This is a genomic window from Pseudomonas sp. BN415 (assembly GCF_029871195.1).
GTDB classification, from domain to species: Bacteria; Pseudomonadota; Gammaproteobacteria; order Pseudomonadales; family Pseudomonadaceae; genus Metapseudomonas; species Metapseudomonas resinovorans.
The window spans coordinates 17,020-40,080 of the sequence record NZ_SSOK01000035.1; the positions used below are offsets into that span (position 1 = coordinate 17,020).

21 protein-coding genes and 1 other RNA gene are annotated in these 23,061 nt (G+C 62.2%); 3 read left to right on the forward strand and 19 right to left on the reverse strand.

Annotated elements, in window-relative coordinates; translation table 11 throughout:
* Positions 1-7: 7 nt before the first annotated feature.
* Positions 8-2,179: a DNA polymerase III subunit gamma/tau gene (dnaX, locus tag E8F20_RS09565; RefSeq protein ID WP_280283537.1), complete on the reverse strand. Its 2,172-nt coding sequence runs from the start codon at positions 2,177-2,179 to the stop codon at positions 8-10.
* Positions 2,180-2,321: 142 nt separating this feature from the next.
* Between dnaX and E8F20_RS09570 the strand changes: the two genes are divergently transcribed.
* The gene (locus tag E8F20_RS09570) at positions 2,322-3,050 is read left to right on the forward strand and encodes a transporter substrate-binding domain-containing protein (RefSeq protein WP_280283538.1); all 729 of its coding nucleotides are present in this window, start codon (positions 2,322-2,324) and stop codon (positions 3,048-3,050) included.
* 30 nt (positions 3,051-3,080) lie between these two features.
* On the opposite strand, the gene ffs is transcribed toward E8F20_RS09570, so the two are convergent.
* An RNA gene (gene ffs / locus E8F20_RS09575) (signal recognition particle sRNA small type) lies at positions 3,081-3,177 on the reverse strand.
* Between the two features lie 104 nt (positions 3,178-3,281).
* Entirely contained in the window at positions 3,282-4,916 is a 1,635-nt protein-coding gene (locus tag E8F20_RS09580; protein ID WP_280283539.1) for a methyl-accepting chemotaxis protein, read from the reverse strand.
* A 324-nt stretch (positions 4,917-5,240) separates the two neighbouring features.
* Between E8F20_RS09580 and E8F20_RS09585 the strand changes: the two genes are divergently transcribed.
* The gene (locus E8F20_RS09585; RefSeq protein WP_256658019.1) at positions 5,241-5,540 is read left to right on the forward strand and encodes an HU family DNA-binding protein; all 300 of its coding nucleotides are present in this window, start codon (positions 5,241-5,243) and stop codon (positions 5,538-5,540) included.
* A gap of 44 nt (positions 5,541-5,584) precedes the next feature.
* Here the strand turns inward: E8F20_RS09585 and E8F20_RS09590 are convergent, their stop codons facing one another.
* The 14 genes from E8F20_RS09590 to E8F20_RS09655 all read right to left on the reverse strand — a co-directional run bounded on the left by E8F20_RS09590 (position 5,585) and on the right by E8F20_RS09655 (position 18,361).
* On the reverse strand, positions 5,585-6,631 hold the full coding sequence (locus tag E8F20_RS09590; protein WP_280283540.1) for a tetratricopeptide repeat protein: 1,047 nt from the start codon (positions 6,629-6,631) through the stop codon (positions 5,585-5,587).
* 1 nt (position 6,632) lies between these two features.
* Positions 6,633-7,601, reverse strand: a complete 969-nt coding sequence (locus tag E8F20_RS09595) for a type II secretion system F family protein (RefSeq protein ID WP_280283541.1) — start codon at positions 7,599-7,601, stop codon at positions 6,633-6,635.
* 30 nt (positions 7,602-7,631) lie between these two features.
* Positions 7,632-8,618: a type II secretion system F family protein gene (locus tag E8F20_RS09600; RefSeq protein WP_280283542.1), complete on the reverse strand. Its 987-nt coding sequence runs from the start codon at positions 8,616-8,618 to the stop codon at positions 7,632-7,634.
* Between the two features lie 5 nt (positions 8,619-8,623).
* Positions 8,624-10,057, reverse strand: coding sequence for a CpaF family protein (locus tag E8F20_RS09605; RefSeq protein WP_280283543.1), 1,434 nt, complete (start codon positions 10,055-10,057; stop codon positions 8,624-8,626).
* 3 nt (positions 10,058-10,060) lie between these two features.
* Complete coding sequence (locus tag E8F20_RS09610; RefSeq protein WP_028629772.1) at positions 10,061-11,278, reverse strand: AAA family ATPase; 1,218 nt, start codon at positions 11,276-11,278, stop codon at positions 10,061-10,063.
* Positions 11,272-11,763 carry a TadE family protein gene (locus tag E8F20_RS09615; RefSeq protein ID WP_028629771.1) on the reverse strand — a complete coding sequence of 164 codons (492 nt, stop codon included), beginning with the start codon at positions 11,761-11,763 and terminating at the stop codon, positions 11,272-11,274. The genes E8F20_RS09610 and E8F20_RS09615 overlap by 7 nt, the downstream gene beginning before the upstream one ends.
* Positions 11,763-12,239 carry a TadE/TadG family type IV pilus assembly protein gene (locus E8F20_RS09620; RefSeq protein ID WP_280283544.1) on the reverse strand — a complete coding sequence of 159 codons (477 nt, stop codon included), beginning with the start codon at positions 12,237-12,239 and terminating at the stop codon, positions 11,763-11,765. The genes E8F20_RS09615 and E8F20_RS09620 overlap by 1 nt, the downstream gene beginning before the upstream one ends.
* Before the next feature lie 8 nt (positions 12,240-12,247).
* A complete protein-coding gene (locus E8F20_RS09625) occupies positions 12,248-13,585 on the reverse strand; it encodes a Tad domain-containing protein (protein WP_280283545.1) in 1,338 nt (445 codons plus the stop codon).
* A gap of 10 nt (positions 13,586-13,595) precedes the next feature.
* Positions 13,596-13,868: a hypothetical protein gene (locus E8F20_RS09630; RefSeq protein ID WP_028629768.1), complete on the reverse strand. Its 273-nt coding sequence runs from the start codon at positions 13,866-13,868 to the stop codon at positions 13,596-13,598.
* A 14-nt stretch (positions 13,869-13,882) separates the two neighbouring features.
* Complete coding sequence (locus E8F20_RS09635; protein WP_280283546.1) at positions 13,883-15,385, reverse strand: type II and III secretion system protein family protein; 1,503 nt, start codon at positions 15,383-15,385, stop codon at positions 13,883-13,885.
* 66 nt (positions 15,386-15,451) lie between these two features.
* Positions 15,452-16,258, reverse strand: a complete 807-nt coding sequence (cpaB, locus tag E8F20_RS09640; protein ID WP_280283547.1) for a Flp pilus assembly protein CpaB — start codon at positions 16,256-16,258, stop codon at positions 15,452-15,454.
* A 12-nt stretch (positions 16,259-16,270) separates the two neighbouring features.
* Complete coding sequence (locus tag E8F20_RS09645; RefSeq protein ID WP_280283548.1) at positions 16,271-17,593, reverse strand: AAA family ATPase; 1,323 nt, start codon at positions 17,591-17,593, stop codon at positions 16,271-16,273.
* 16 nt (positions 17,594-17,609) lie between these two features.
* Positions 17,610-18,131 (reverse strand): prepilin peptidase, encoded by a 522-nt coding sequence (locus tag E8F20_RS09650; RefSeq protein ID WP_280283549.1) that lies wholly within the window; start codon positions 18,129-18,131, stop codon positions 17,610-17,612.
* Between the two features lie 29 nt (positions 18,132-18,160).
* On the reverse strand, positions 18,161-18,361 hold the full coding sequence (locus E8F20_RS09655) for a pilus assembly protein (protein WP_081668115.1): 201 nt from the start codon (positions 18,359-18,361) through the stop codon (positions 18,161-18,163).
* A gap of 381 nt (positions 18,362-18,742) precedes the next feature.
* On the opposite strand from E8F20_RS09655, the gene E8F20_RS09660 reads away from it, so the two are divergent.
* Positions 18,743-19,600: a response regulator transcription factor gene (locus E8F20_RS09660; RefSeq protein ID WP_280283550.1), complete on the forward strand. Its 858-nt coding sequence runs from the start codon at positions 18,743-18,745 to the stop codon at positions 19,598-19,600.
* A gap of 3 nt (positions 19,601-19,603) precedes the next feature.
* Here the strand turns inward: E8F20_RS09660 and ligA are convergent, their stop codons facing one another.
* The gene (ligA, locus tag E8F20_RS09665) at positions 19,604-21,979 is read right to left on the reverse strand and encodes an NAD-dependent DNA ligase LigA (protein ID WP_280283551.1); all 2,376 of its coding nucleotides are present in this window, start codon (positions 21,977-21,979) and stop codon (positions 19,604-19,606) included.
* Positions 21,980-22,047: 68 nt separating this feature from the next.
* Complete coding sequence (gene zipA, locus E8F20_RS09670) at positions 22,048-22,863, reverse strand: cell division protein ZipA (RefSeq protein WP_280283552.1); 816 nt, start codon at positions 22,861-22,863, stop codon at positions 22,048-22,050.
* Positions 22,864-23,061: the final 198 nt, after the last annotated feature.

Here is a 23,061-nt window from a genome sequence, read left to right on the forward strand (position 1 = left end):
ATTGTCCTCAGCGGTCAAGTGGTTCAATGGTGTCGGCGCGCACCTGGGCGCCGAACAGTTCGATCATTTTCAGCACCAGCGGATCACTGGCAATGGCCGCTTCGGCCTGGCGCTGACGAGCGGCACGTTTACGAGCGGCGGCCTGGGCCGGGGTTTCCTGCTCGGGACGACGCACTTCAACTTCCAGCTTCAGATTACGCCCGTGGTACTGGTTAAGCGCATCGTTCAGACGACGCTGCTGGTTGGCATTGAACAGCGCGCTCTGCGCAGGGTCCAGGTGCAGGCGCCAGACGTCACCCTCCACCGCCACCAGGGTGCAGTTGGCGCCAATGTTGCCGGTCATGCCTGACAGACCAAGGCGCGGGAACAGGTCCAGCCACTCGGCGGCCAGTCCCGTGGCCGGCTGCGCTGCCGGCAGGACCTCCGGTACCGCGGCAGGTTCTTCAGACGGGCCGAAGTCGTCCATGTAGGCAATGCTCTCGGCATCCGACTCGTAGTAGTCCTCGTAGTCGCCCAGCGGGGGTTCGTCTTCGGACTCATCCGCCGTTGCAGCCACCTCGGACTGAGCGACAGGCTCGGGCACAACAGGCACCGACTCAGCCACGACCTCCGGTTCGGATTCAGGCAGGGGCTCGACAGCAGGCGCTACTGCCACTGGCGTGGTTGGCTCGTCCCAAGGCAGGTCGACCACCTCGGCTGGGACTTCAGCCGCAGGCTCAGGCGCGTCTACCGCGGGTTCCGCAGTAGGCTCGGCAGCAGCTTCAACGATAGGTTCGGCAACGGGTGCCGGCGGAATGGCTTCCGCCACGGCAGTCACAACAGGAGTCTCGACCGCCGGAGCGGGCGCAGGCGCTTCTACGACCGGAGCCGGAGCCGGAGCCGGAGCCGGAGCCGGAGCCGGAGCCGGAATAGCCTGGCTGGCCACTGGCACCAACGCAACGGCGGGAGCAGGCGTTTCTGCGGGGGCGGGTTGCAGCGCGGCAACGGCCACCGGAGCCGACGAAGCGGCTCCGGCCACTGGGTTCGTCCGGGGATCAACCGTGGCCTGGCTGATCCCCGGGTCCTTTAGCTGGACCTTGGGTGTGCCCTCGGCATCCGCTGGGCGGAACGCCAGCATCCGTAGCAGCACCATCTCGAAGCCGCTGCGCGGATCTGGCGCCAGCGGCAGATCGCGCCGACCGATCAGACCCATCTGGTAGTAGAACTGCACATCCTCGCCGGGCAACGCCTGGGCCAGCGCCAGCACACGCTCGCGGTCACCCTGGCCGTTGTCGATGGCATCCGGCAGCACCTGGGCGATGGCCACGCGGTGCAGCACATTCAGCATCTCGGAGAGCACGCCATTCCAGTCCGGCCCCTGCTCAGCCAAATGGCGCACCGCCTCGAGCAACGCGCGTGCATCGCCCTGCAGCAATGCATGGAGCACACCGTAAACCTGACCGTGATCAAGGGTTCCGAGCATGGCGCGCACATCAGCAGCGAGCACCTTGCCTTCACCGAAGGCGATCGCCTGGTCGGTGAGGCTCATGGCGTCACGCATCGAGCCATCAGCGGCACGGCCCAGCAGCCAGAGCGCGTCGGCCTCGAAGGGCACATTCTCGGCGCCGAGTACGTGGGTCAGGTGCTCGACCACGCGCTCCGGCGGCATGTTCTTCAGGGAGAACTGCAAGCAGCGCGAGAGGATGGTGACAGGCAGTTTCTGCGGGTCGGTGGTGGCCAACAGGAACTTGACGTGAGGCGGCGGCTCTTCAAGCGTCTTCAGCAATGCGTTGAACGAGTGCGTGGAAAGCATGTGCACTTCGTCGATCAGGTAGACCTTGTAGCGACCGCGGCTGGGCGCGTACTGCACGTTGTCTAGCAGCTCGCGAGTGTCTTCCACCTTGGTACGGCTGGCGGCGTCCACTTCGATCAGGTCGACGAAACGCCCCTCATCGATCTCGCGGCACACCGAGCACTGACCGCACGGCGTTGAGCTGATGCCGGTCTCGCAGTTCAGGCACTTGGCGAGAATGCGCGCGATGGTGGTCTTGCCCACGCCGCGGGTACCGGTGAACAGGTAGGCGTGATGCAGGCGCTGGTTGTCCAGGGCATTGATCAAGGCTTTCAGCACATGAGTCTGGCCGACCATTTCGCGGAACGAGCGCGGACGCCACTTACGTGCAAGAACCTGATAACTCATTGAAAACCATCGCGTCTGAAGAGCAGAAGGGGCTAATGCTAGCGGAGCGATGCGTAAATTGCATCCGATGCGAACGGCGCCCTGTTCAATCAATGTAGCAACAGGCATTGTGGGGCACCGCCCAACCAGACGAGGGAGCCCGATGCGCTCATTTGTCCTCGCCCTACTCCTCTGCTGGAGCACCTTTGGCAACGCCGCACCGGCACCGCTGCGCTTTTCGGCAGTGGACAGCTGGGCCATGCCGCTCGCAAAGTTCGAGGACAACCGCCTGGTCGGCGGCATCATTCATGATGTGATCGAACGCCTGGTACAGCGACTCGATGTGCCGGCACAAATCCAGGTCCTGCCGCGCAACCGCGTTGAGCTGGCCCTGTCGCAAGGCGAGATCGATGTGCGCTGCTACATCAGCCCGAAATGGATCACCCACAGCGAGAACTACCTCTGGAGCGTGCCTTTCATCCAACAGCGCGATCTGATCGTGGCCCGCAGGGGCAGCCCGCGCCTGGCCAGTCCGGACGCGCTGTCCGGGCTAAGCATCGGCACCGTACTGGGTTACACCTATCCCCGCCTTCAGCACCTGTTCGACCGGGGCGCCCTGCATCGCGACGAAGCCCGCAACCAGGAACTGGCACTACAGAAACTGCTGGCCGGACGCTATCAGTTTGCAGTGAGCAACGAACTGGCCCTGAGCTGGTTCAACCGTGACCTGCCTGACAGCGACCGCCTTGAGAACGTCGCCACTTTGGAAGAAGAACCCGTGAGCTGCCTGATACGCAATGACCCGGCCCTGCCAACGCAGCGCATTCTGCGCACGCTGTTGCAGATGAAGGAATCGGGGGAAATCGAAGGGATTATGGCGCGCTACCGCTGAGATTCGGTAGCTGGGAAGAATTGGAGGTGACCCCACCAGCCACACCCCGGCACACGATTTCACCGCTGCGGCTGCTCCCTTCCGGGCCTGACCGGGTTCACGGCTGATCGTTGCGGGGGGACCGGCAGGGCCACCATCACGCCGCTCGCCAGATCGGCGAGCCGCGCCATTGTACCGGCTCTTCGCCAACTTACAACCGGTAAAACCGGTTTCCTTACAAGCACTTGCGGATCAGACCCGAAAACGCCCCACCAGCTGCGCCAGGCCACTGGAAAGCTGAGAGAGGTGCTGGCTGGCCTGGGTACTTTGTTCCGAGGTTTGCGCCGCTTCGTTGGAGAGGTCACGGATATCACTGATGTTACGGGCGATCTCTTCGGTGACACTGCTCTGCTCTTCGCAGGCGGTGGCAATCTGTGCCGCCATGTCGTTGATCCGCTGAACCGAGTCTCCCGTGTCAGACAACGCCCGGTCGACACCCGCCGCACGCTCTACGCTGTCCCGCGCCCGGAGGCTGCCCGAGCGCATCGCCTTGACCGCCTCCTGCACGCCAACCTGGAGGCGCTCGATCATCAGCTGGATGTCCTTGGTGGAGTCCTGGGTACGCGCCGCCAGGGCGCGCACTTCATCCGCCACCACGGCAAATCCCCTGCCCTGTTCACCTGCACGCGCAGCTTCAATGGCGGCGTTCAACGCCAGCAGGTTGGTCTGGTCGGCGATGCCTTTGATTACCGCCAGCACTGAGCCGATGTTGGTGGTTTCCTGCTCCAGGGTTCCGATTGTGGTGGAAGCGTTTTCCACCTCCACAGCCAACTGGCGGATGACGGCCACAGTCGCACCGACGACCTGAGCCCCCTCACGGGACTGCTCTTCAGCGAAACGCGCCGCGTCCGCGGCGTTCTGGGCGTTGCGTGCCACCTCATGCACGGCTGCGCTCATTTCAGTGGCGGCGGTGCTCACCTGGTCCACGGCCGCATGCTCACTGCTGATCAGGCGGTCGTTGGCCGCCGCGAGCCCGGCCAGGCTGCGAGCGGAATCGGCCACCTCCCCGGTTACCCGACTGACTTCACGAATCAACGGCTGCAGCTTGTCGAGGAAGCGGTTGAAGGCATGGCTGAGCTTGCCCAGCTCATCCTTCGACAGGACGTCCAGACGCACCCGCAGGTCGCCGTCGCCATCGGCAATCTGCTCGATGCGCTCCAGCAGATTCCGCAGCGGACGGGTCACCAGCACCGGGAAGCCGATAACCAGAATCATGCACAGGACCAGTCCGATGGCGATGGACAAACCCTGCTGCCAGGTGCGGGCGTCGCCCAGGGAAATGGCACCCTGCCCCTCTGCGTTGGCAGCCTTGTCTTCCAGCTCGCCGAGCTTGTCGATGGCGTCGCGCATGGCCTCGAACTGGCGCTCGCTGTCGCCGAAGCTGAGGGCGCTCGCCGCTGTCGGGTCCTGGGCCGACAGCGCAACCACTCGCTGTGAGGTGGCCTTCCATTGGGAGTAGCCAAGGTCAAACTGGGCGACCAGCTGCTGGGCCTCGACGCTGGCGTCCATGGCAGCGTACTTGTGCACGCGGTCGTAGGCCTGCTGAAGGTTCTCCGCATGATCCGCCTTGAGGGCCTGCACATGCTCGCCGGCCGCCTCATCCAGCAGGCTGCGCTCCGCAATGAACGCCTGATACAGGTCACGATCGGCATTGAGCAGCAAACTGATGGCGGGCAGGTAACGGTTGGTCAGCTGCTTGCTGGAGTCAGCGACCTGGGTGATTCCCTGCACGCCGAGGCCACCCACCAGCACCATGAGCAGCGCCAGCACCAGGATGGGCAGGGCGACTTTCCAGCGAAAACCCAGATCGGCAAAGGCACGAAGCATGGCGGCTCTCCTTAGCGCTTGGCATCACTAGGCCAAGCGTAGACGTTCAAGGGAAATCAGGGCCCGCATGCGGAACTGCGGCCATCAGCATCTGTAGACGCCGGATTCGCAGCAACGGTGACGACCTGTCGTCGGTTGCGATGAGCGAGTAAAGGTTGCGTCAAATCGACGCAAACCCTGGGTTCGCGCACAGGAGCGCCGCACCTTTTGTGCTAGCTTCCTCTCCGGTTGCGGCCTGTCCCCCACTACCTCGGCCGCACTTCCAGACGCACCGCTTGTCTCATCAGGGCCGGCGCGACCGGCCAGGCCACAAGCCAGACACTCATTGAATGGAGCAACACCATGGCACTCACCAAAGACCAGTTGATCTCTGACATCGCAGAAGCTACCGACACCACCAAGGCCGCCGTACGCGCCGTGCTGGAGCAACTGGGCGAGATCGTCAGCGACTCTCTGGAAAACAGTGATGAGATCACCCTGCCGGGCATCGGCAAGCTGAAAGTTGGCGAGCGCCCCGCTCGCACTGGCCGCAACCCGCAGACCGGCAAGGCGATCGAGATCGCCGCCAAGAAGGTGGTCAAGTTCGTACCGGCCAAGGCCCTGACCGACGCGGTCAACAAGTAATAGAAAAGGGGCAGGCCCAAGGCCTGCCCCTTCCTCTTTTCAACCTACGGCAAGGCGACCGGCCTCACCTCCGCACCTGGAATCACCGCCACCGGCTCACCCACCGAAGTAGCGCCCCCCATCCCGCGCAAACGGCGAATCTGTTGGACCCGATTGAGATTGTCCCAGGCCGTTTCATAGTGCGCTGGCGACTGATCGATGGCGCTGCGGAAGAACTGCTCCGCTTCCTCCAGCTTGCCCTCAACCAGGCAGATGTAACCGACATCGTTGCTCGCCTCGGCACGCTTCTCGACTTGCTCGAAGGCGGAGATTGCTTCCTCGTAGCGCCCCATGCGTGCCAGTAGCAGTCCGTAGTTGCGCCATAGCGGATGGTAGGCCGGCTCGTAGCTGATGCCCTGCTTGTAGGCCCGCTCGGCCTGCTCCCAATGCCCGGCCAGGTAATAGGAATAGCCGAGGCTGTTCTGCACCATGGGTGAGCGGGGATCGATCTGCATTGCCAACCGATAGAAGCCTTCGGAAATCGGGAAGTCCTCGCGCAGGTCCGCTAGCACGCCGAGCCCATTGTAGGCCTTAAGCGGCGACTTGCTGTCGACCTTGAGCGTCCCGACATCGGCCAGGCCGATTTCCGGCTTGCCCCCGAGACGGCGCTGGTCTTCGCCAACGGCCTTGAGCAAGAGTTCCTGGGCCTGTTCGTGGCGCCGCTGGGACAGGTTCAGCAGCCCCAGTTCCGTCTGTGCATCGACATGGCCGGGCTCACTGGTCAATACGTCGTTGAAGGCCATTTCGGCAAGCTGGTTGTTACCACGCTCTTTGTGGATCCGGCCGACCCAGACCAAGGCCTGATAGCGCTTCGGATCCAGTTCGATGGCGCGCAGGTATTGGAACAGAGCAAGATCCAGATCACCGGCCTGGTACGCCCGCCCCGCCATCAGCATCGCCTGGTCCGGCGAGTTGATCTCCTTCTGCACCTGATAGAGCACGGAATTATCGCCGCTGTAGACCGAGCGGAAACCGTTCGGCTTATCCGGCCCCATCGTCTGACATCCGGACAGCACGGCCATCATGGCCAACAGCAGACTGACTCTGTTCATGTCATAGTTTCCCTAAAGCTCTCAGAACCCCAATGATTGCGGGACCAACGGCCACCAGGAAAAAACTTGGCCACAGACAGAAAGTTAGCGGGAATATCAGTTTGGTGCCGATTTTAGCTGCCTTTTCTTCAGCCGCCTGACTCCTCCTGTCGCGAAACTCCTCGGCGTAGATGCGCAGGGTATTAGCGATACTGGAGCCAAAACGAATACTCTGCGCCAGCAGACTGACCAGCCCCTGCACCTCCTCCAAGCCGGTTCGATCCGCCAGCAGCTTGAGCGCCTGGGCACTTGGGATGCCCGCACGAATTGCCGCATTCACCAGTGCCAGCTCCTCTGCCAGCTCCACCTGGCTCACCGTCATTTCTTCGGCCACCCGCTCGATGGCTTGGGGCAGCGACAGCCCTGACTCCACACAAACCACCATGAGGTCTAGGGCATCGGGAAAAGCAGCACGCAGACGATTCAGCCGCGCCCCCTTGCGCTTGTCCACGTATACCGCTGGCGCCAGCCAGCCAATGCCTGTGGCGCCTGCCGCCAACGCCAGACCAAGCACCAACGAGATTTTCGGCAACAAGGGCAATGCCAACACCGTCACGGCCAGCAACGACAGCGGCAGCAGCAGGCGAATGGCCCAGTAAATTTGTGCTGCCGAATGCGAGCGGTAACCGGCATGCATCAACAGGATACGAGTGGCGGAAAGCTTGCTGTCCTCGACGGATGCAAAGCGCTGCCCGACCTGCTCCAGCAACAGTTGCAGGTTGCTGGGGGGGCGCTGGTCAGTGGACTGTCCGCCATGGCCTCGCTTGATCAACGCCAGGCGGCGCTGTACTGGGTCCTGCAAGCCCAGCACCAGTAAGCCCACGGTGACCAAGGCAAGCACTGCACTCAGCCCAATCGCGCCGATGAACAGCAGACGAGCCAGTTCCTCGCTGCCCACTGAGCCCCTGATCAAACCAAGTAGGTAGTCCATGACACACTCCGTGCAGCTCGCGAGTAACACTCACACCTGGATACGAATGATTCTGCGGATCCAGTAAATTCCCAGCAGCATGGCTAAGAATGCCGCCATCACCAGTTGCTGGCCTATGTGCTCTTTGATCAGCCTGGGAATGTAATCGGGAGTCGTCAGGATGATCATGATGGTCAAAATGAACGGAATCGAAACCAGCACCCAGGCCGACATGCGCCCCTCAGCGGAAAGGGTCTTTACCTTGCGCTGAAAGCGGAAACGCCCGCGAATCAGGCCACTCAGCCGCTCCAGCACCTCCGTCAGGTTTCCGCCGGTTTCGCGGTGAATCAGTATCGAGGTCACCAACATCATCACCGTCATGCTCGGCATCCGTTCCAGCAGACCTAGCATGGCCCGGCGCACATCGTTGCCATAGTTGATATCGGCAAAAGTGAGGCCGAACTCATGGGCCACCGGCCCCTTGTGCTCCTCCGCAACCAGATTCAGGGTTTCGTTGAACGGATGCCCCGCGCGCAGGGCGCGGCACATAGCATCCAGGGCATCCGGCAAGCCCTCCTCGAAAGCGGCGAAGCGCTTGTTCCGGTCGCTGGCGACCTTCAGGACGGGAAGCCAGAACACCACTGAAGCCAGTATCAGGGCTGCCCACCAGAGCTTCAGCAGAAACCAGAGGCAGAGACCGGCGCCAACAGCCAGGAGCAGGCCCAGCATCAGCACTCGGTAGGCACGGTACTCATGGCCTGCCTGCTCGATCATCTGCGCCAGGCGCTCCATGAACGGCAGTTGCTCCAACGCCGCCTCAATAGGCGACAGCCGCTTCAGGTACTTCCGCCGAAGCACGCTCTGCATGTTCGGCTGGTTGCTGGCATGCTCGAGCAGATCCAACCTAGAGCGGATCCGCCTGCGCACCTTGCTCGCCTCACCAAATACGGGCACTACCAGCCCCTGGCTGAGGAGGAACACCGCAACGAACACCATGCCCAGGAAGGCCAGGATGAACTCGGAGGGAATCTGGTTCATGATCGCTAGGCCTCCATCCATTCGGGGCGGAACAGATTCAACGGCAACTCGATGCCGCGCTTGGCCAGCACATCGCGGAACGCAGGAACCATGCCGGTTGGCCGGAAGTCCCCCAGCACCTCGCCATGCTCGCCCATGCCGCGGCGATCGAAACCGAAGATCTCGGTCATGGTGATGATCTCGCCTTCCATACCGTTTATTTCCTGCACGCTGACCAGACGTCGCCGACCATCCTCCTGTCGTTCCAGCTGGATCACGACATCGATAGCCGAGGCTATCTGCTGGCGCATGGCCTTGATCGGGAAGGTGGCACCGGTCATGGACACCATGTTCTCGATCCGCCCCAGTGCATCGCGAGCGGTATTGGCGTGAATGGTGGTGATCGAGCCGTCATGCCCGGTGTTCATTGCAGTGAGCATGTCCAGGGCCTCGGCGCCACGAACCTCGCCGATGACGATCCGGTCCGGGCGCATGCGCAGGCTGTTGCGTACCAACTCGCGTTGACTCACCTCGCCGCGCCCTTCGATGTTCGACGGGCGGGTTTCCAGGCGCACCACATGGGGTTGTTGCAGTTGCAACTCCGCCGAGTCTTCGATGGTGACAATCCGCTCGTTGTGCGGAATGAAGCTGGACAACACGTTGAGCATGGTGGTCTTGCCGGTACCGGTGCCTCCGGACACCAGTACATTCAGGCGCCCGCGCACTATGGCCTTGAGCACCAGAGCAATGGCCGGGGTCAGCGTGCCCATCTGGATCAGGCTCTCGGTGTTGAGCAGGTCCACGGCGAACCGGCGGATCGACATGCTTGGCCCATCGATGGCCAGCGGCGGGATAATGGCATTGACCCGGGAACCATCCTTCAAGCGCGCATCCACCAGTGGCGATGACTCATCGATACGCCGCCCCAGGCTGGAGACGATGCGGTCGATGATGTTCAACAGATGCTGGTCATCACGGAAACGCACGTCGGTACGCTGCAACTTGCCATGGCGCTCGACATATACCGAAGCATGTCCATTGACCAGGATGTCGGACACGCTGTGGTCGGCCAGCAAGGGCTCCAGCGGCCCGAGACCGAGCACCTCATCGGTGATCTGCTTGATGATCAGTTGACGGCAGTTGGAACTCACCGGGGCCGAGTGCTCATCCAGCAGACGCAGGCAAATTTCGCGAATCTGCCGCGCCGCCTCTGCCGGTTCAAGGGAGTCCAGCAGGGACAGGTCCATGACCTTGAGCAACTGCTGGTAGATCCTCTCCCTCCACTCGGCTTCCACCGGGTTGAGCTGGGTCTTGGTCTCGTACACTGCATCAGGCGCACTGATTTCCCAAGCCATCAGCGCACTGGTGCCCTCCAGACCCTCTTCATTTACGTCCTGCTGGGCACTATCGGCTTTCTTGGCAGCCGGCTGGCGCAGGCGATTGCGAAATTCGCTGAGCATGGTCTATCCCCCGAACAGTCGGCTGAAGGTACGTTTCAGCAGGCCTTGCCTGGCCGCCTCGGTGCCGAGCAGTTCCTGGCTGAGTTCGCGGATGGCGAGGCTCACCGGCGCCCGCGGCGCATGGAGCACCAGGGGCACTCCGGTGTTCTGGCTCTCGCTGACCACGGCATAGTCGTTGGGCAACTTCTGCAGCTCCGAACAGCGCAGCGTTTCGGCAATATCCTTGAGCGACACAGGCGCGGTCTTGTTGTAGCGATTGACCACCACCTGCAAGCGGTTGCCCTGCACCCCGAGATCGTCACGCAGGATACGTACCAGGCGATTGGCATCTTTAAGATGGCTCAGGCTTTGCTGCACCACGATGTATACCCGGTCGGCCTGCTCCAGGGTGACGCCGGTGATATGGTCGATCTGCCGCGGCAGGTCCACCACCACCCAGTCGTAGGTGTTGCGGGCCAGGGCCAGCAGGGTCTCCAGTTGCTCCAGGCGCACATCCTGGTACAGGCAGAGCTCGCTTGTACGCCCACCGAGCACATGCAGGCTGGGGCTGAAGTGGCTGCAGAAACCGCGCAATGCGACGCTGTCCAGCTCGTCGACCTGCTGCAGCACATCCAGGTGGCTGTGCGGGGTCTGCACATCCAGGTAATGGGACACACTGCCGAACTGCAGGTCCAGGTCCAGCAGCAAGGTGCCCTTGCACGCCACACTGAGCTGTTGGGCGAGGTTACAGGCCAGCAGGGTTGCCCCAGAACCGCCCTTGGCATTCATCACGGCGATAAGTTTCCCGCCCGTGGTGCTACCCGTGCGGGCGTCCACCAGCATGCGGCCGAGCGCCGCGCGCAACTCTTCTTCCGCGACGGGTTCTGGCAGGAAGTCTCGGGCGCCAGCCTGCATGGCCAGGCGAATGCCCTCGCGTTCCTCCAGAGGGCCGCAGATCAGCAGCGGCGGACGCTCCTGCGCCGGCCTCTGGAGCAATGCGGCCAACTCCTCGCGCCACAAGTGGCTGACGCGCAGGAGCAGAAAGTCGGGCATCTGCTCTAGGCCATACAAGGGATCCGTATGGCCGTTGGTGACCAGCCGCGTATTGACCAGCAGACCCGATACGCGTTGGCAGCAACCTTGCAAATGTCGCAGCGCCTCGGCGTCACGGCTACTGATCAGCAGCCGCAGCGCCTGCTTGTTCGGATGATTGCCTGCGGAAGACTCTCTTGAGGTCAACATTGTGTATTCCCCTCGACACTTCGCCCGAGGCTTTCCCTGGGCAGGGTTGCCCTGAATACCGGCAGGGTGATCGTTTTCCCCAAGGTGGGAATCAGTAGATAGAAGGTGAAATTCGCCACTTCCAAGTGAACGTAACGTATGGCGCGAAACCCATTGACTCCTGCTTCATCGGCGGGATTTCCAACCAGGGCGCCGTTCTCGTCCAGGTAAGTCAACGTCACGTGACTGCTTTTCAACCCCCCCACCAGTTCGCTGGTCCCATCGCCACCCACCGTGTCGAAGATCGCTCTTTCGAGGATCACCTGTTTGTCGCTGATGTTGCATACCGCCGCCAGGCGGGCGCCGCGACGAACGACCTCATTGAGAGTATTCACGGTGTAGTAGAGGCGCCCCATCTCGAGCACCCCGAACAACAGGATGAACAGCATCAGGCCGATGATGGCGAACTCCACCACATACACCCCGCGCATTCGCCTGGCGTTCATCACAGCGCCCTCATGACGGTGGTGGCGACGAGGGTCAAGCCCAGTGGTACGCCCTTGCCCTTGCCCAGGAAACCAGGAATGCCACCGCCCAGCAGCGGGACAAAGGTATAACTGGTGCTCACCTGGACGTGCTCGGTACCCACCGGCGTGACCTGTACGTTATTGGTCGTCAGCCCCACAACCACGGGCTTGCTGCCCGCGGAGGTTGCAGGCACGCCGTAGACGGCCAGGTTCTTGGTCTGGGTCTCCAGAGCGGTACTCACTTCGACCTTTCCAAGGGTCGAGTTCCATGCCTTGCCAGAGACGTAACGCACGGCATCGCGGTTGGCCTGTAGCAAAGAGTTGTACTGAAACAGCATGCGACCGAACTCACCGATGGCGAACAGCAGCAGCAGCAGCAGTGGCAGGGTGATGGCGAACTCCACCATGGCCACCCCGCGCTGCCCCTTCACGGCCTTGCATTCCCGACGTCCCATGACGCCCCCTAGGAGTCCTTACTCACTGTGGTGGTGGTGAGGTAGGTTTTGTAGAGCTGAATGATGTTGGGTCCGACATCGTCTGAAGGCGTGGGGCCGGGCACATTGTCCCCCTCGCACTCCTCGACGAACTGGCCGAATATCTGCGCCTGGTTGCCCTGCTGGGCCACCGTCTGCAGCAGAAAGAAGCAACCGAACCCAAGCACCGGTACGGACGTCTGGCCACCCGACGCCCCATTGCAGTTGCCCACGACGATCTTGATCATGCGTCGCTCGAAAACACCGTTGGAATTGCACCCACTGGGGCAGTTGCCGATTGCCTGACGCCAGTCGTTGTAATCCAGCAGGCTGCCGCTGCTGGTAGAAAGGTCCCCGCCGTTCGAGGTTACGACCTGCCCCCCGTATTCCACCCGGGGAGGAGAAGCATTGTCGTTGTAGGTCATATTGGGATTGCTGAAGCTGGTCACCAGGTCCGGTGGATAAGAGCCGGAGCTATTGCCCATCGGCCCGGTGTACTCTCCGAAACGGGTGTTGAGCCCTTGTGCGACCGGGCCCACCGAGTTACCCGGTTCGGTTTCCACGTCCTCGCCCACCTCGTTGCATTGATTGATACCGCCGGCCAGGGCTTCGCGAATATCGTCCGCACCGGTGTTGTCGCCCAGGCGAATCAGCTGGAAGTTGCCGGGACCAATGGCGGGCTCGTTGCCGGCAGCGCTCTTGAGCACCTCCAGGTCACCGAACTGGTAGCCCCAGAAAATGCCATCCTCCGGGTCGTACTGGTTTGGGTTGCCACACACCATGAGAGGCGCAATATCGCAAGGGCTAGTGGGACTGGGGCCGGCCGTGGCAATAGCCGCCACCGCCTTCGTCGGGCTGTTCCCATTACCGAAGGCACCGAGCATTCCCCAGAAAAACCCGGCAAGCGGATAGTTCGGTACCGACACCCTGACGTAGCGCGCATCCGACGGCCCAGGAAAGGCGAAGGGTCCAACGACGCTGTTGGACAATTCCACCACGGCGAATCCGGCATTGCCGGCCATGGCCTTGGCCAGTTCACCATTGCCAGGTGCTGACGCATTCAGATTCAGCGTGGCCAATGCTGCATCCCGTGCCTCGGTGGAGGCATTGCCCGACCCCATGACCTGTTGTAGGGTCTTGGCGCCGCTCAGGGCTGCCGCATCCACCGCGTTCTGCAACCGGGTCTTGTTCAGCAGCATATGGCTGCCGTCCAGCGCCAGCGCGGCCATGAACAGCATGGCCAGCAGGGCTATCGCCACCAACACCAGCACTGCGCCCCGCTGGCGCCCCGGCGGCGAAGAGAAAGGTCTCCAGATTGGCTGGGTCATCGCGATGTCCTCAGTTGCCAATATTGATCTCAATCGGCTGGCCGATCTGTTTCGCGTCGCCTGTCACTCCCCGATAACCGTCCATGGCATTTTCCGTTACCGGGCCGTCCCTGCCGACGGATGACACCTCGGTGCCGGGGTTGGCCGCCCGCTCCTTGTCAGCTATTTGCTGGTAGGTGGTCTGGTAGACGCTGTAGCCCAGGGTCCCGACCCGGCCTTCCTCGTAGCTCATGACGCAACCGCAGGACAGCGCCATCAGGCAGAACGGAATGATCAGTTTCATGGTCATGCCTCCGGTTACTTGAGATCGTGGCCAAACCGGCCTTCGCTGACGCCGAGGCTGACCGGCACTGGCCTTCCCGGCTCGCGGCCCTTGGTCTTGCCCAGCAGGTAGAAGTCCAGGTCGCTTGGCTCGACGAACTTTTCAGTGGGCAAGCGCACTGCCTTGGCGTCGATCGGTTTGGCCAGGTGCGGCGTGACCAGGATCACCAGTTCGGTTTCCCCATTTTGGAATGACTGACTACGGAACAGGTGCCCCAGTACCGGAATGTCGCCCAGGCCTGGGAAGCGGCTGACGAAGTCGCGGGTGTTCTCGCTGATCAGGCCGGCAATGGCGATGGTCTGGCCATTGCCCAGTTCGACGGTGGACTCGGCGCTGCGCTTGGTCAGCGAAGGAATGATCTGGGTGACGCCGTCGCCCAGAATGCTCTCCAGCCCGGTATCCAGCGACAGGGCGTTGGCGTTGGATAGTTCACTCACCGAGACATTGAGATTCAGGTTGATGCGTCCTTCATCCAGTACCACCGGAAGGAACTTCACGCCTACCCCGAACTCCTTGAACTCGATGGTAATGCCATCGTCCTCGGTGATGGGCACCGGAAACTCGCCGCCGGAAATGAACTCTGCCTGTTGGCCACTGAGGGTGGTCAGAGTGGGTTCGGCCAGCACCTTGGCCGAACCATTGTCCTTGGCCGCCTCAAGCACCACGTTGAATAGGAAGTCGTCCGAGAGGAACTGGCCGAAGAAGCCCTTGCCATTGCCCAACAGCGCGGTCGGGTTGACGAATCCGTCCCCGTCGAAGCCTAGGCCCTGGCCGTTATTGAAGCCCCCCGTGGCCCAGTTGCCGCCCATATGCAAGGCGTTGAAGCGTACGTCGAGGGTCTTGAGCAGGTTGCGCTGAATTTCCGCCACCTTGACCTCCAGCATCACCTGCTGGCTGCCGCCGACACTGAGCAGGTTGATCACCTCCAGCGACTGGGCCGGGGCCAGCTTGGCCGCCTCGCCTTCCCCCTGGACCACGCTGGAAGTCTGGGCGGCGTAACTCTTGGCCACTTTCACCGCCGTGTCCATGACCGCAGCGCTGCTGACCTGGCCACGCAGCACCAGTGAGCCCTGGGAACTGAACACCTCTATGCGCTCGTTGGGCATCAGTTGGTGCAGCTTTTCCTTGACGCCGCCGAGGTCATGCACCACGTCCAGGTCGAGGCTGTCGATCAGGCGGTTGCTGTTGTCCCAAAGCAGCACGTTGGTGCTGCCCAAGGAACGCCCCAGCAGGTAGAGCTGGGTCGGGCTGGTCATGAGCAGGTCGGCCACCTCGGGATTGCCCACCGAGATGCGCTTCACCGGCGCCCGGGTGGTGAGGATGCGTGCCTTGTAGATAGGCACCTGGATCCGGCCGGTACTGGCCGTCGGCATGGGCGCGGCCATTACCGGTGGCTGCGCCGCATCCAGGGGGGCCGGCTGCAGGGTCCAGGCCAGCAGGAGCAGTGCCAGGGTTCCAACTTTCCGAATGTTTTGCATAACCCTCTCCTCGTGTGACTGGTCACTGACTGCGCCCACTTTGCGCCGATTAGCGAAAGTACTGGCCTAGAGTTGAGCCTTCGCCACCTTTACTTCTGTGCCGCGGATGATGATCACGCCGTAGCCACCATCGCTGCGGCGCGCTATTGGCCTGGGGGCGGCGGGTACGGGAGCTGCCTGCTTTGTTGCCGCCGCGACCTTGGGTTCAGGCTTCTTCTGGTCGTCCAGGGGGTTGCGCAGGGCCAGCTGCAGGCGGCCTTCAGTCATGGCTTTGACCAGGATTTCGGCCTGCCTGGGGCTCATTTCCAGGGTCACGGCACGCACGACCACAGGCTGGGTCTTGTCGGTGCTGGCGGTCTGGTCCACGGCCAGCACGCGCAGGTCTTCGAGAATGGTCTTGGATTCGGCGTCGGTACCGTTGCCGCCTACTTTCTTGGTGGCCAGCACATCGACCCGGTTGCCCGGTAGCAGGAAGCCGCCCACGCCCACCACGTCGTCCACCCGCACCGATACCGCGCGCTTGTCCGACTCAATCAACGAAGCCAGGGTGCTGCCACCCAGGTGCTCGGCAACCCGCGCTTCGCGCAGGATGTCGCCGCGCAGCATGGCGAAGGTGGCGATCTTGCCCACCACCTTGTCGGTGGATTCGAAGGCATCGTCCGGCACCGTGTCCTTGGGCATGCGTACCAGGGTCACCTGCTGGGCTTCGATCATCTGCCCGAAGGGGATCTCCACCGTGGCCACCACCACGGCCTGCAGGTTGTCGTCCGGATTGGCGTTGAGCTTCGCGCTCAGCCAGTTGTTGGCCATCAAGGCGGCGCCCAGGCCCAGGAGCAGGGACAGGGCAACCAGGGTGAGGGTTCTTGCGCTCATGTCGGTTTCTCCTCAGCCAAGGAAATCGAGCTGGACGAAGTAGTTGTGCCAGGCCCACTCCAGGTCCTGTGGCGACAGCGGCCCGGAACCGTCGAGATAGCGTTGATGATCCAGCGCCATGCCCAGCAGGTCCCGAGGATGGCAAGGCACCAGAGGCATGCCTTGGGGCTCGTACAATCCCTGAAGCACGTAGCGCAAGAGGATCGGGTCGAAGGGAATGCCCAGTCGCTCGGTTTCCTGCCGCCAGATGCGCCCGTACTCTTCCGGCTGCAGGTAGTTGAAATGCAGCTTGTAGCCAATCCGCCGGAGGAAGGCCTCATCGGCCAATTCCAGAGGGTTAAGGTTGGTGGAGAACACCAGGATCAGGTCAAAGGGCAGCTCGCAGTGGCGCCCACCGCCCAGGTTGAGGAAGTCACGCTTCTCTTCCATGGGCACGATCCAGCGGTTCAGCAGCTCGGCCGGCGCCATGCGCTGGCGCCCCATGTCGTCGATGATGAACAGGCCGTTGCTGGCCTTCAGTTGCAGCGGCGCCTGGTAAAGCCGCGTGAAGGGGTCGTAGCGGATATCCAGCTGTTCCATGCCGAGCTCGCCGCCGGTGATCACGATGGGCCGCTTGCAGCAAAGCAGGCGGCGATCGATGCCTTCATCCAGCAGCAGCTTGTTGGCGTTGGAGCCGTCCTCGAGCCGCTGGTGCACCTGGGGGTCGTAGATTTCCACCACCGCCTCGTTGATGGCGATGGCATAAGGCACCCAGATGGCTTCGGCGAAGAGCCGGATCAAGCGGCTGCTGATGTAGGTCTTACCGGTACCCGCCGGCCCGTAGATCATGATGGCGCGACCGGAATTCATCGCCACGCCGAGCTGGTCCAGCATCTCGTCGACCAGAACCACGCCCTGAAAGGCACTGCGCATATCGCGGGCGGTAATGCGGCCATGGTGAATGGTTTGGACCTTGATCAGGGAACGATATGCGCTCACCGGAAATGGGGCGGCACCTATATAGCCGCTGCGCGCCAGCGCGTCGCGTGCGGCGCTGCGGCCCCGCTCGGTAAGACCGTAGCGCATGGCTTGGCCGCTAGCCTGACCCAGTACTTCGATGCGCCCGTCCTTGCGCAGGAATGCGAGGACCTCCTCCAGCACAGCCCCGGTCAGCGCCAGGCGCTCCACCAAGTGAGGCAGATCGAGCACGCCCGCATCGTGCAGGTGCTTGCAGACCAGGTCACCAAGGAAGTTGTCGGCCAGGCCGGTCTCGCGGACAGTGCGCGGCTGTGGCGCCAGACGCTGTACGGCCTCTCGCTCACTGGGATAAGCATCGCTGTCGCTGATGGCGTACATGATTTCACTCCCTCGGCTACAGAAGAACGACGAACCACCACAGGCCACTGGCCAAGGTGCCGAGCAGGATCGCAACCGAGTAAGGGAAGGTTTGGCTGGCTACTTCGTCCGCTGCGGGAGCGATGTATGCCCGTGCCCGAATCATCAACCCATAGCGAGCAAGGGTCTGTAGCAGCTGGCCACGGGCCAGGACAATCAATAACCCGCAGATTCCCCCGACAACCAGGCAACTGAGCGCAGCTGAAAGCGAGGCATAGGGGGTGAGGAACGCACCGACCATGGCCATCAGCTTGACGTCGCCGGCGGCCATTCCGCCCAGCGCATAAAGCGGGAGAAAAACGGCGAAACCGATCGCCAGCCCCAGCGCTCCATTGCCTAGCCCGGTCAGCCCGTCCGCATAGCTCTGGCCAGCCAGCCCCAGAGCCATGCCCAGGAGCACCAGGAGGTTGGGAATGCGGTGGCGGCGAAGATCGCACGCCACCGCTACGCCCAGCAGCCCGAGCAGTACAACTGCAAGTAATATCTGCTCCGTGGACATTGGTGCATCTCCCAACAGCTAAAGAATTGCTAGCAGCCGGTTGTGCCGTTGCCAGCAATACAAGTCGCAAGCCTGTTGATTTCAGTTGTAACGGCAGTTCCCAAACCTGTGAAGGCAATAATTACTGCCCCAGCGACCAAAGAGCCGGCCACGGCATACTCCACGGTTGTAAGACCAGCTTCATCCTTAACGAACTTCACCACCGATTGTTTGATCGCTTCAAAAGTCATTTCGCCCACCTCACTCAGTTGTATCTGCAGTGTCCGGCGGCACTTCTCGCCCCGCCTGAGTTCACCCTAGTCACCCCCAAAAGTGGGGAGTTAGGAGTTTTTTGCGGATCGCTAGGACTTTCTTGCAGCGAATGCGGGGAAATCATGGCGCGAGGCCAGAGTGGCTCTGACCCAGGCAGGGCGCGGCTTACAACCAGGCGACTGGTCGGATGACGAACGGTCGCGCGGGTGCGGAAGCCGCGAAAAATGGGGCACCCACTTTTGGGTAGAACGGTGTTGCAGGAAGCAGGACCTGCTTATAGGGATTGGTTCTTTGGCGTAATGGCACAGTGACAATACTGCAGCTCGGGGAACCACAATAATTGGGCGCAGGGTTAGAACATGCAGTCGAACTCCGCCGTAGAACCAGTTCTGCTCTGGCTCGACCTGACTCGTGACAGGTCGACGCCCGCACTCATGTCGCAATTCGGGGGGCGCTGCGAATGCCGGCTGGTGGAGGGCCGCGCTGGCGTGGCAAAGGAACAGGTGCGCCAGATCGACATGATCTGCGTGCATTTCGACCGCCCCGATGTAAGCGGGCTCAACCTGCTGCTGGAAACCAAGCGCACCTACCCCTCCATCCCTATCACCATGTTCACCGTGCAGCATTCGGAGGAGTTGGCGATCTGGGCAATGCGGGCGCGAGTCTGGGAGTTCGTGATACTGCCCCTGGCAGTGGAGGAACAGAATCGCTATCTGGAAAACCTGCAGCAACTCTGCGAAGTGCGCCGCGCCGTCACCAGCCTGGGCCGCAAGCCTCTGCTGGAACGCAACCCGCCATTACCGGGCAGCATTCGCTTGACCTCTGGCCATCAGAAGCACAACGCCCTGAGCAAGGTGATGCCCTATATCGAGCAGCACTTCCGCGAAAACGTGGACCAGAAGGATCTGGCCCAGCAATGCGGCATGACGCCCTTCCGCTTCAGTCGGCTGTTCAAGGAGGTCAACGGCGTCGGCTTCATGGAGTACATCCTGGGCAAGCGCATGGACTTCGCCAAGCACCTGCTGGAGAACAGCCAGATGCCGGTGACCAGCATCGGCTACGAGGCTGGATTCAAGGACCCGTCTTATTTCGCCCGCGCCTTCAAGCAGTTGGCCGGCTGCAGCCCCAGCGACTACCGCCAGAGCGTTCGCACGGCCACGACTATCGGCGCCTCCGTCTCCGAAGCAGACCAGGCGGCGCTGGGCATCGGCGCCTAGGTCTCAGCCCAGCCGTGCCAGTTCGGCGAGGAACTGCTCTTCGTCCAGCACGCGTACGCCCAACTCGTTGGCCTTGGCCAGCTTGGAGCCAGCACCGGGTCCAGCCACCACGCAATGGGTACGTGCCGACACCGAACCCGCCACCTTGGCTCCCAACGCCTCCAGCTTTTCCTTGGCCACCTCCCGGCTCATGACTTCCAGGGTGCCGGTCAGCACCCAGGTCTGTCCCGCCAACGGCAGCCCATCCACGGCCTTCTTCTCGCTTTCCCAGTGCATGCCAAAGTCGCGCAGCTGGGCTTCGATTGCGCGGGCACGCAGAACGCTATCCTCCGCCACGAAGAATTCACGCAGGGCCTGCTTGGCCTTTTCATTCAGGCCTTTCATCACGCTCAGGTCCAGCCAGTCGCGACTGAGGGCAATCAGGCCATCCAGGTTGCCAGTCTTTTCAGCCAGGTTTTTCGCACCTGTGGTCGCGATACCGGAAATGTTGAGCTTGTCGATGAAGCCGGCGAAGGTTGCGCAGGCGGCAAATTCCGGACTCAGATCACCCTCCTCCTGCAACTCGATACCGCGCGCCATCAAGTCGCCGATCACCTTCTCGTTATGAGCATCGGCGAAGAACGCGTGGATTTCGTGGGCCACTTCCAATCCCACGTCCGGCAGGTAAGTGAGCACGTCTGGCAGTGCCCGCTGAATGCGCTCCAGAGAACCCAGGGCGCGAGCCAACAGTTTGGCGGTTTCCTCCCCCACGTCCGGGATACCCAAGGCGTAGACGAAGCGCGCCAGGGCCGGCTTGCGGCTATCGGCAATCGCGCCCAGCAGGTTGCGAGTGGAGAGGTCGGCGAAGCCTTCCAGCTCTACCACCTGTTCGTACTTGAGGGTGTACAGATCAGCCGGCGAAGCGACCAGCCCGGCGTCCACCAACTGCTCGACGATCTTGTCGCCCAAGCCTTCGATGTCCAGGGCGCGGCGCGAGGCAAAGTGGATGATCGCCTGCTTCAACTGGGCACCGCAGGCCAGACGACCGACGCAGCGATAGATCGAGCCTTCACTGGTGGTTTCCTTGCCCTTGGCGCGCTTGACCAGTTGGGTACGTTCGACCGCAGAGCCACATACCGGGCATTGCTCGGGAACAAGCACGGGGCTCGCATTGGGAGGGCGACGATCCAGAACGACCTGCATCACCTGCGGAATCACGTCGCCAGCCCGGCGGATGATCACGGTATCGCCGATCCTCAGATCCAGGCGCGCGACTTCGTCCATGTTGTGCAGGGTGGCGTTGGAAACGGTGACACCGGCCACCTGTACCGGCTTGAGGCGAGCGACCGGCGTCACGGCGCCTGTACGACCGACCTGGAACTCCACATCCAGCAGTTCGGTGAGCTCCTCCCGGGCCGGGAACTTGTGAGCCAGCGCCCAGCGCGGCTCTCGGGCGCGGAAGCCCAGCTCCCGCTGCCAGGCCAGGTTGTTGAGCTTGTAGACCACGCCATCGATCTCGTAGGCGAGGCTGTCGCGGCGTTCGCCGATATCGCGGTAATAGGCCAGGCAGCCCTGGGCACCCGTGACCAGCTTCAGCTCACGGCTGATGGGCAGGCCCCAGCCCTTGAGCGCCTGGAGTATGGCGAACTGGTTATCTGGCAGCTCGCCCTCTACCCGACCGAAACCATAGGCACAGAACTCGAGCGGGCGACTGGCGGTGATCTTCGAGTCCAGCTGACGCAGACTGCCAGCGGCGGCGTTTCGCGGGTTGGCGAAGGTCTTGGCGCCGAGCTCCAGGTTGCGGGCATTGAGCGCCTCGAAGCCGGCCTTGGACATGAAGACTTCGCCCCGCACCTCCAGCACGGCGGGCCAACCCTCGCCCTGCAGCTTCAGTGGCACGTTGCGGATGGTGCGCACGTTGCTGCTGATGTCCTCGCCCGTGGTGCCGTCGCCGCGAGTCGCCCCGCGCACCAGCAAGCCGTTCTCGTACAGCAGGCTCACGGCCAGGCCGTCCAGCTTGGGCTCACAGGTGTATTCCACTTCCGGGCCACTACCGAACAGGTCGCCGCCGGGCAGCAACTCACCCAGCCCTTCGCGCACCCGCCGATCGAAGTCCAGCAGGTCCTGCTCCTCGAAGGCGTTCCCCAAGCTGAGCATGGGTACTTCGTGGCGCACCTCGCCGAAGGCCGACAGGGCCGCACCGCTGACCCGCTGGGTCGGCGATTCCGGGGTCACCAGTTCAGGGTGCTCCGCCTCCAGGGCCTGCAGCTCACGAAACAGGCGGTCGTACTCGGCGTCCGGCACGCTGGGCTCATCCAGCACGTAGTAACGGTAGTTGTGCGCATCCAGCTCGGCGCGCAGCGCGTAGATGCGTTCGACGGCAGTTTGGGCATCGATCATGGTTCAGGCTCGTTTTCTTGAAACAAAAAGAGCAGCCAGGGCTGCTCTTTCGTTGACTGCGCGCTGGATCAGCGCTTATGGGTCAGGTGCTTGCGCTCGAATTCGACGATGCGCTGGCGGTAGTGCTCGATGGTCTGGGCAGTCATCACACTGCGCTGATCATCCTTCAGCTCGCCGTTCAGCTCCTGGGACAGCTTGCGGGCGGCGGCAACCATCACGTCGAAGGCCTGCTTCGGATGACGCGGGCCCGGCAGCCCGAGGAAGAAACTCACGGCGCGGGTGCTGAAGTGGTCAATGTCGTCCAGGTCAAAGGTGCCGGGTTTGACACCGTTGGCCATGGAAAACAGCACTTCGCCATTACCGGCCATGCTTTCGTGGCGATGGAAGATGTCCATGGCGCCGAAGCGCAGACCGCTTTCCAGGATGTTCTGCAGCAGAGCCGGTCCCTTGAAGCCGGCTTCGTCGCGCGCAACGACGTTAATCACCAGGACTTCCTCAACCGGAACTTCCGGGGTCTGCATCTGCGGATGAGGCTTGCCGTTCTTTTTCCCTTCATCAACCGGGTTGAGCAGGGTCGGCACCGGCTCGTCGAGGTTCAGGTCACCCTGTTGCGGCTCGCCGCGACGCTTGCCGGCCTCGCGAGCGCTCAGGGAAGGCAGGTCTTCCTCATCCAGAGACGGCTCCTGATGAGCGCGATCCTTGACCCGCGCCGGGCCAAGCAGGTTCGGATCTTCATCATCGCCAGTGGCATTGGAAAAACTGCGATCCAATCTGAATTTGAGCTTCCCCTTGCCGCCACTCATGCGGCGCCAGCCATCGAACAGAATGCCGGCGATTACGATGATGCCAATGACAATCAGCCACTCGCGCAGACCGATATCCATGTAGTCCTGTGTCCCCTAGTGAAAATGCAAACAATGGTGAAGAAAGGACATCCCGTCCCTTGAAACGTGGCACCCAACTCCATGTTCTGAATGGCGTTTTCCACGTGCGACAAAATTGGGCATAAAGCTAGCACGACCAGCCCAGCAGAGAAACCTCTGATAGAGGCTTACTCCGATGCCAACGCGAATTTGATCTCC

What these genes read in the sequence shown, in the direction of transcription:
- dnaX (WP_280283537.1), bottom strand. Translation starts at nt 2,179, where the DNA reads ATGAGTTATCAGGTTCTTGCACGTAAGTGGCGTCCGCGCTCGTTCCGC.
- E8F20_RS09570 (WP_280283538.1), top strand. Translation starts at nt 2,322, where the DNA reads ATGCGCTCATTTGTCCTCGCCCTACTCCTCTGCTGGAGCACCTTTGGC.
- E8F20_RS09580 (WP_280283539.1), bottom strand. Translation starts at nt 4,916, where the DNA reads ATGCTTCGTGCCTTTGCCGATCTGGGTTTTCGCTGGAAAGTCGCCCTG.
- E8F20_RS09590 (WP_280283540.1), bottom strand. Translation starts at nt 6,631, where the DNA reads ATGAACAGAGTCAGTCTGCTGTTGGCCATGATGGCCGTGCTGTCCGGA.
- E8F20_RS09595 (WP_280283541.1), bottom strand. Translation starts at nt 7,601, where the DNA reads ATGGACTACCTACTTGGTTTGATCAGGGGCTCAGTGGGCAGCGAGGAA.
- E8F20_RS09600 (WP_280283542.1), bottom strand. Translation starts at nt 8,618, where the DNA reads ATGAACCAGATTCCCTCCGAGTTCATCCTGGCCTTCCTGGGCATGGTG.
- E8F20_RS09605 (WP_280283543.1), bottom strand. Translation starts at nt 10,057, where the DNA reads ATGCTCAGCGAATTTCGCAATCGCCTGCGCCAGCCGGCTGCCAAGAAA.
- E8F20_RS09610 (WP_028629772.1), bottom strand. Translation starts at nt 11,278, where the DNA reads ATGTTGACCTCAAGAGAGTCTTCCGCAGGCAATCATCCGAACAAGCAG.
- E8F20_RS09615 (WP_028629771.1), bottom strand. Translation starts at nt 11,763, where the DNA reads ATGAACGCCAGGCGAATGCGCGGGGTGTATGTGGTGGAGTTCGCCATC.
- E8F20_RS09620 (WP_280283544.1), bottom strand. Translation starts at nt 12,239, where the DNA reads ATGGGACGTCGGGAATGCAAGGCCGTGAAGGGGCAGCGCGGGGTGGCC.
- E8F20_RS09625 (WP_280283545.1), bottom strand. Translation starts at nt 13,585, where the DNA reads ATGACCCAGCCAATCTGGAGACCTTTCTCTTCGCCGCCGGGGCGCCAG.
- E8F20_RS09630 (WP_028629768.1), bottom strand. Translation starts at nt 13,868, where the DNA reads ATGAAACTGATCATTCCGTTCTGCCTGATGGCGCTGTCCTGCGGTTGC.
- E8F20_RS09635 (WP_280283546.1), bottom strand. Translation starts at nt 15,385, where the DNA reads ATGCAAAACATTCGGAAAGTTGGAACCCTGGCACTGCTCCTGCTGGCC.
- cpaB (WP_280283547.1), bottom strand. Translation starts at nt 16,258, where the DNA reads ATGAGCGCAAGAACCCTCACCCTGGTTGCCCTGTCCCTGCTCCTGGGC.
- E8F20_RS09645 (WP_280283548.1), bottom strand. Translation starts at nt 17,593, where the DNA reads ATGTACGCCATCAGCGACAGCGATGCTTATCCCAGTGAGCGAGAGGCC.
- E8F20_RS09650 (WP_280283549.1), bottom strand. Translation starts at nt 18,131, where the DNA reads ATGTCCACGGAGCAGATATTACTTGCAGTTGTACTGCTCGGGCTGCTG.
- E8F20_RS09655 (WP_081668115.1), bottom strand. Translation starts at nt 18,361, where the DNA reads ATGACTTTTGAAGCGATCAAACAATCGGTGGTGAAGTTCGTTAAGGAT.
- E8F20_RS09660 (WP_280283550.1), top strand. Translation starts at nt 18,743, where the DNA reads ATGCAGTCGAACTCCGCCGTAGAACCAGTTCTGCTCTGGCTCGACCTG.
- ligA (WP_280283551.1), bottom strand. Translation starts at nt 21,979, where the DNA reads ATGATCGATGCCCAAACTGCCGTCGAACGCATCTACGCGCTGCGCGCC.
- zipA (WP_280283552.1), bottom strand. Translation starts at nt 22,863, where the DNA reads ATGGATATCGGTCTGCGCGAGTGGCTGATTGTCATTGGCATCATCGTA.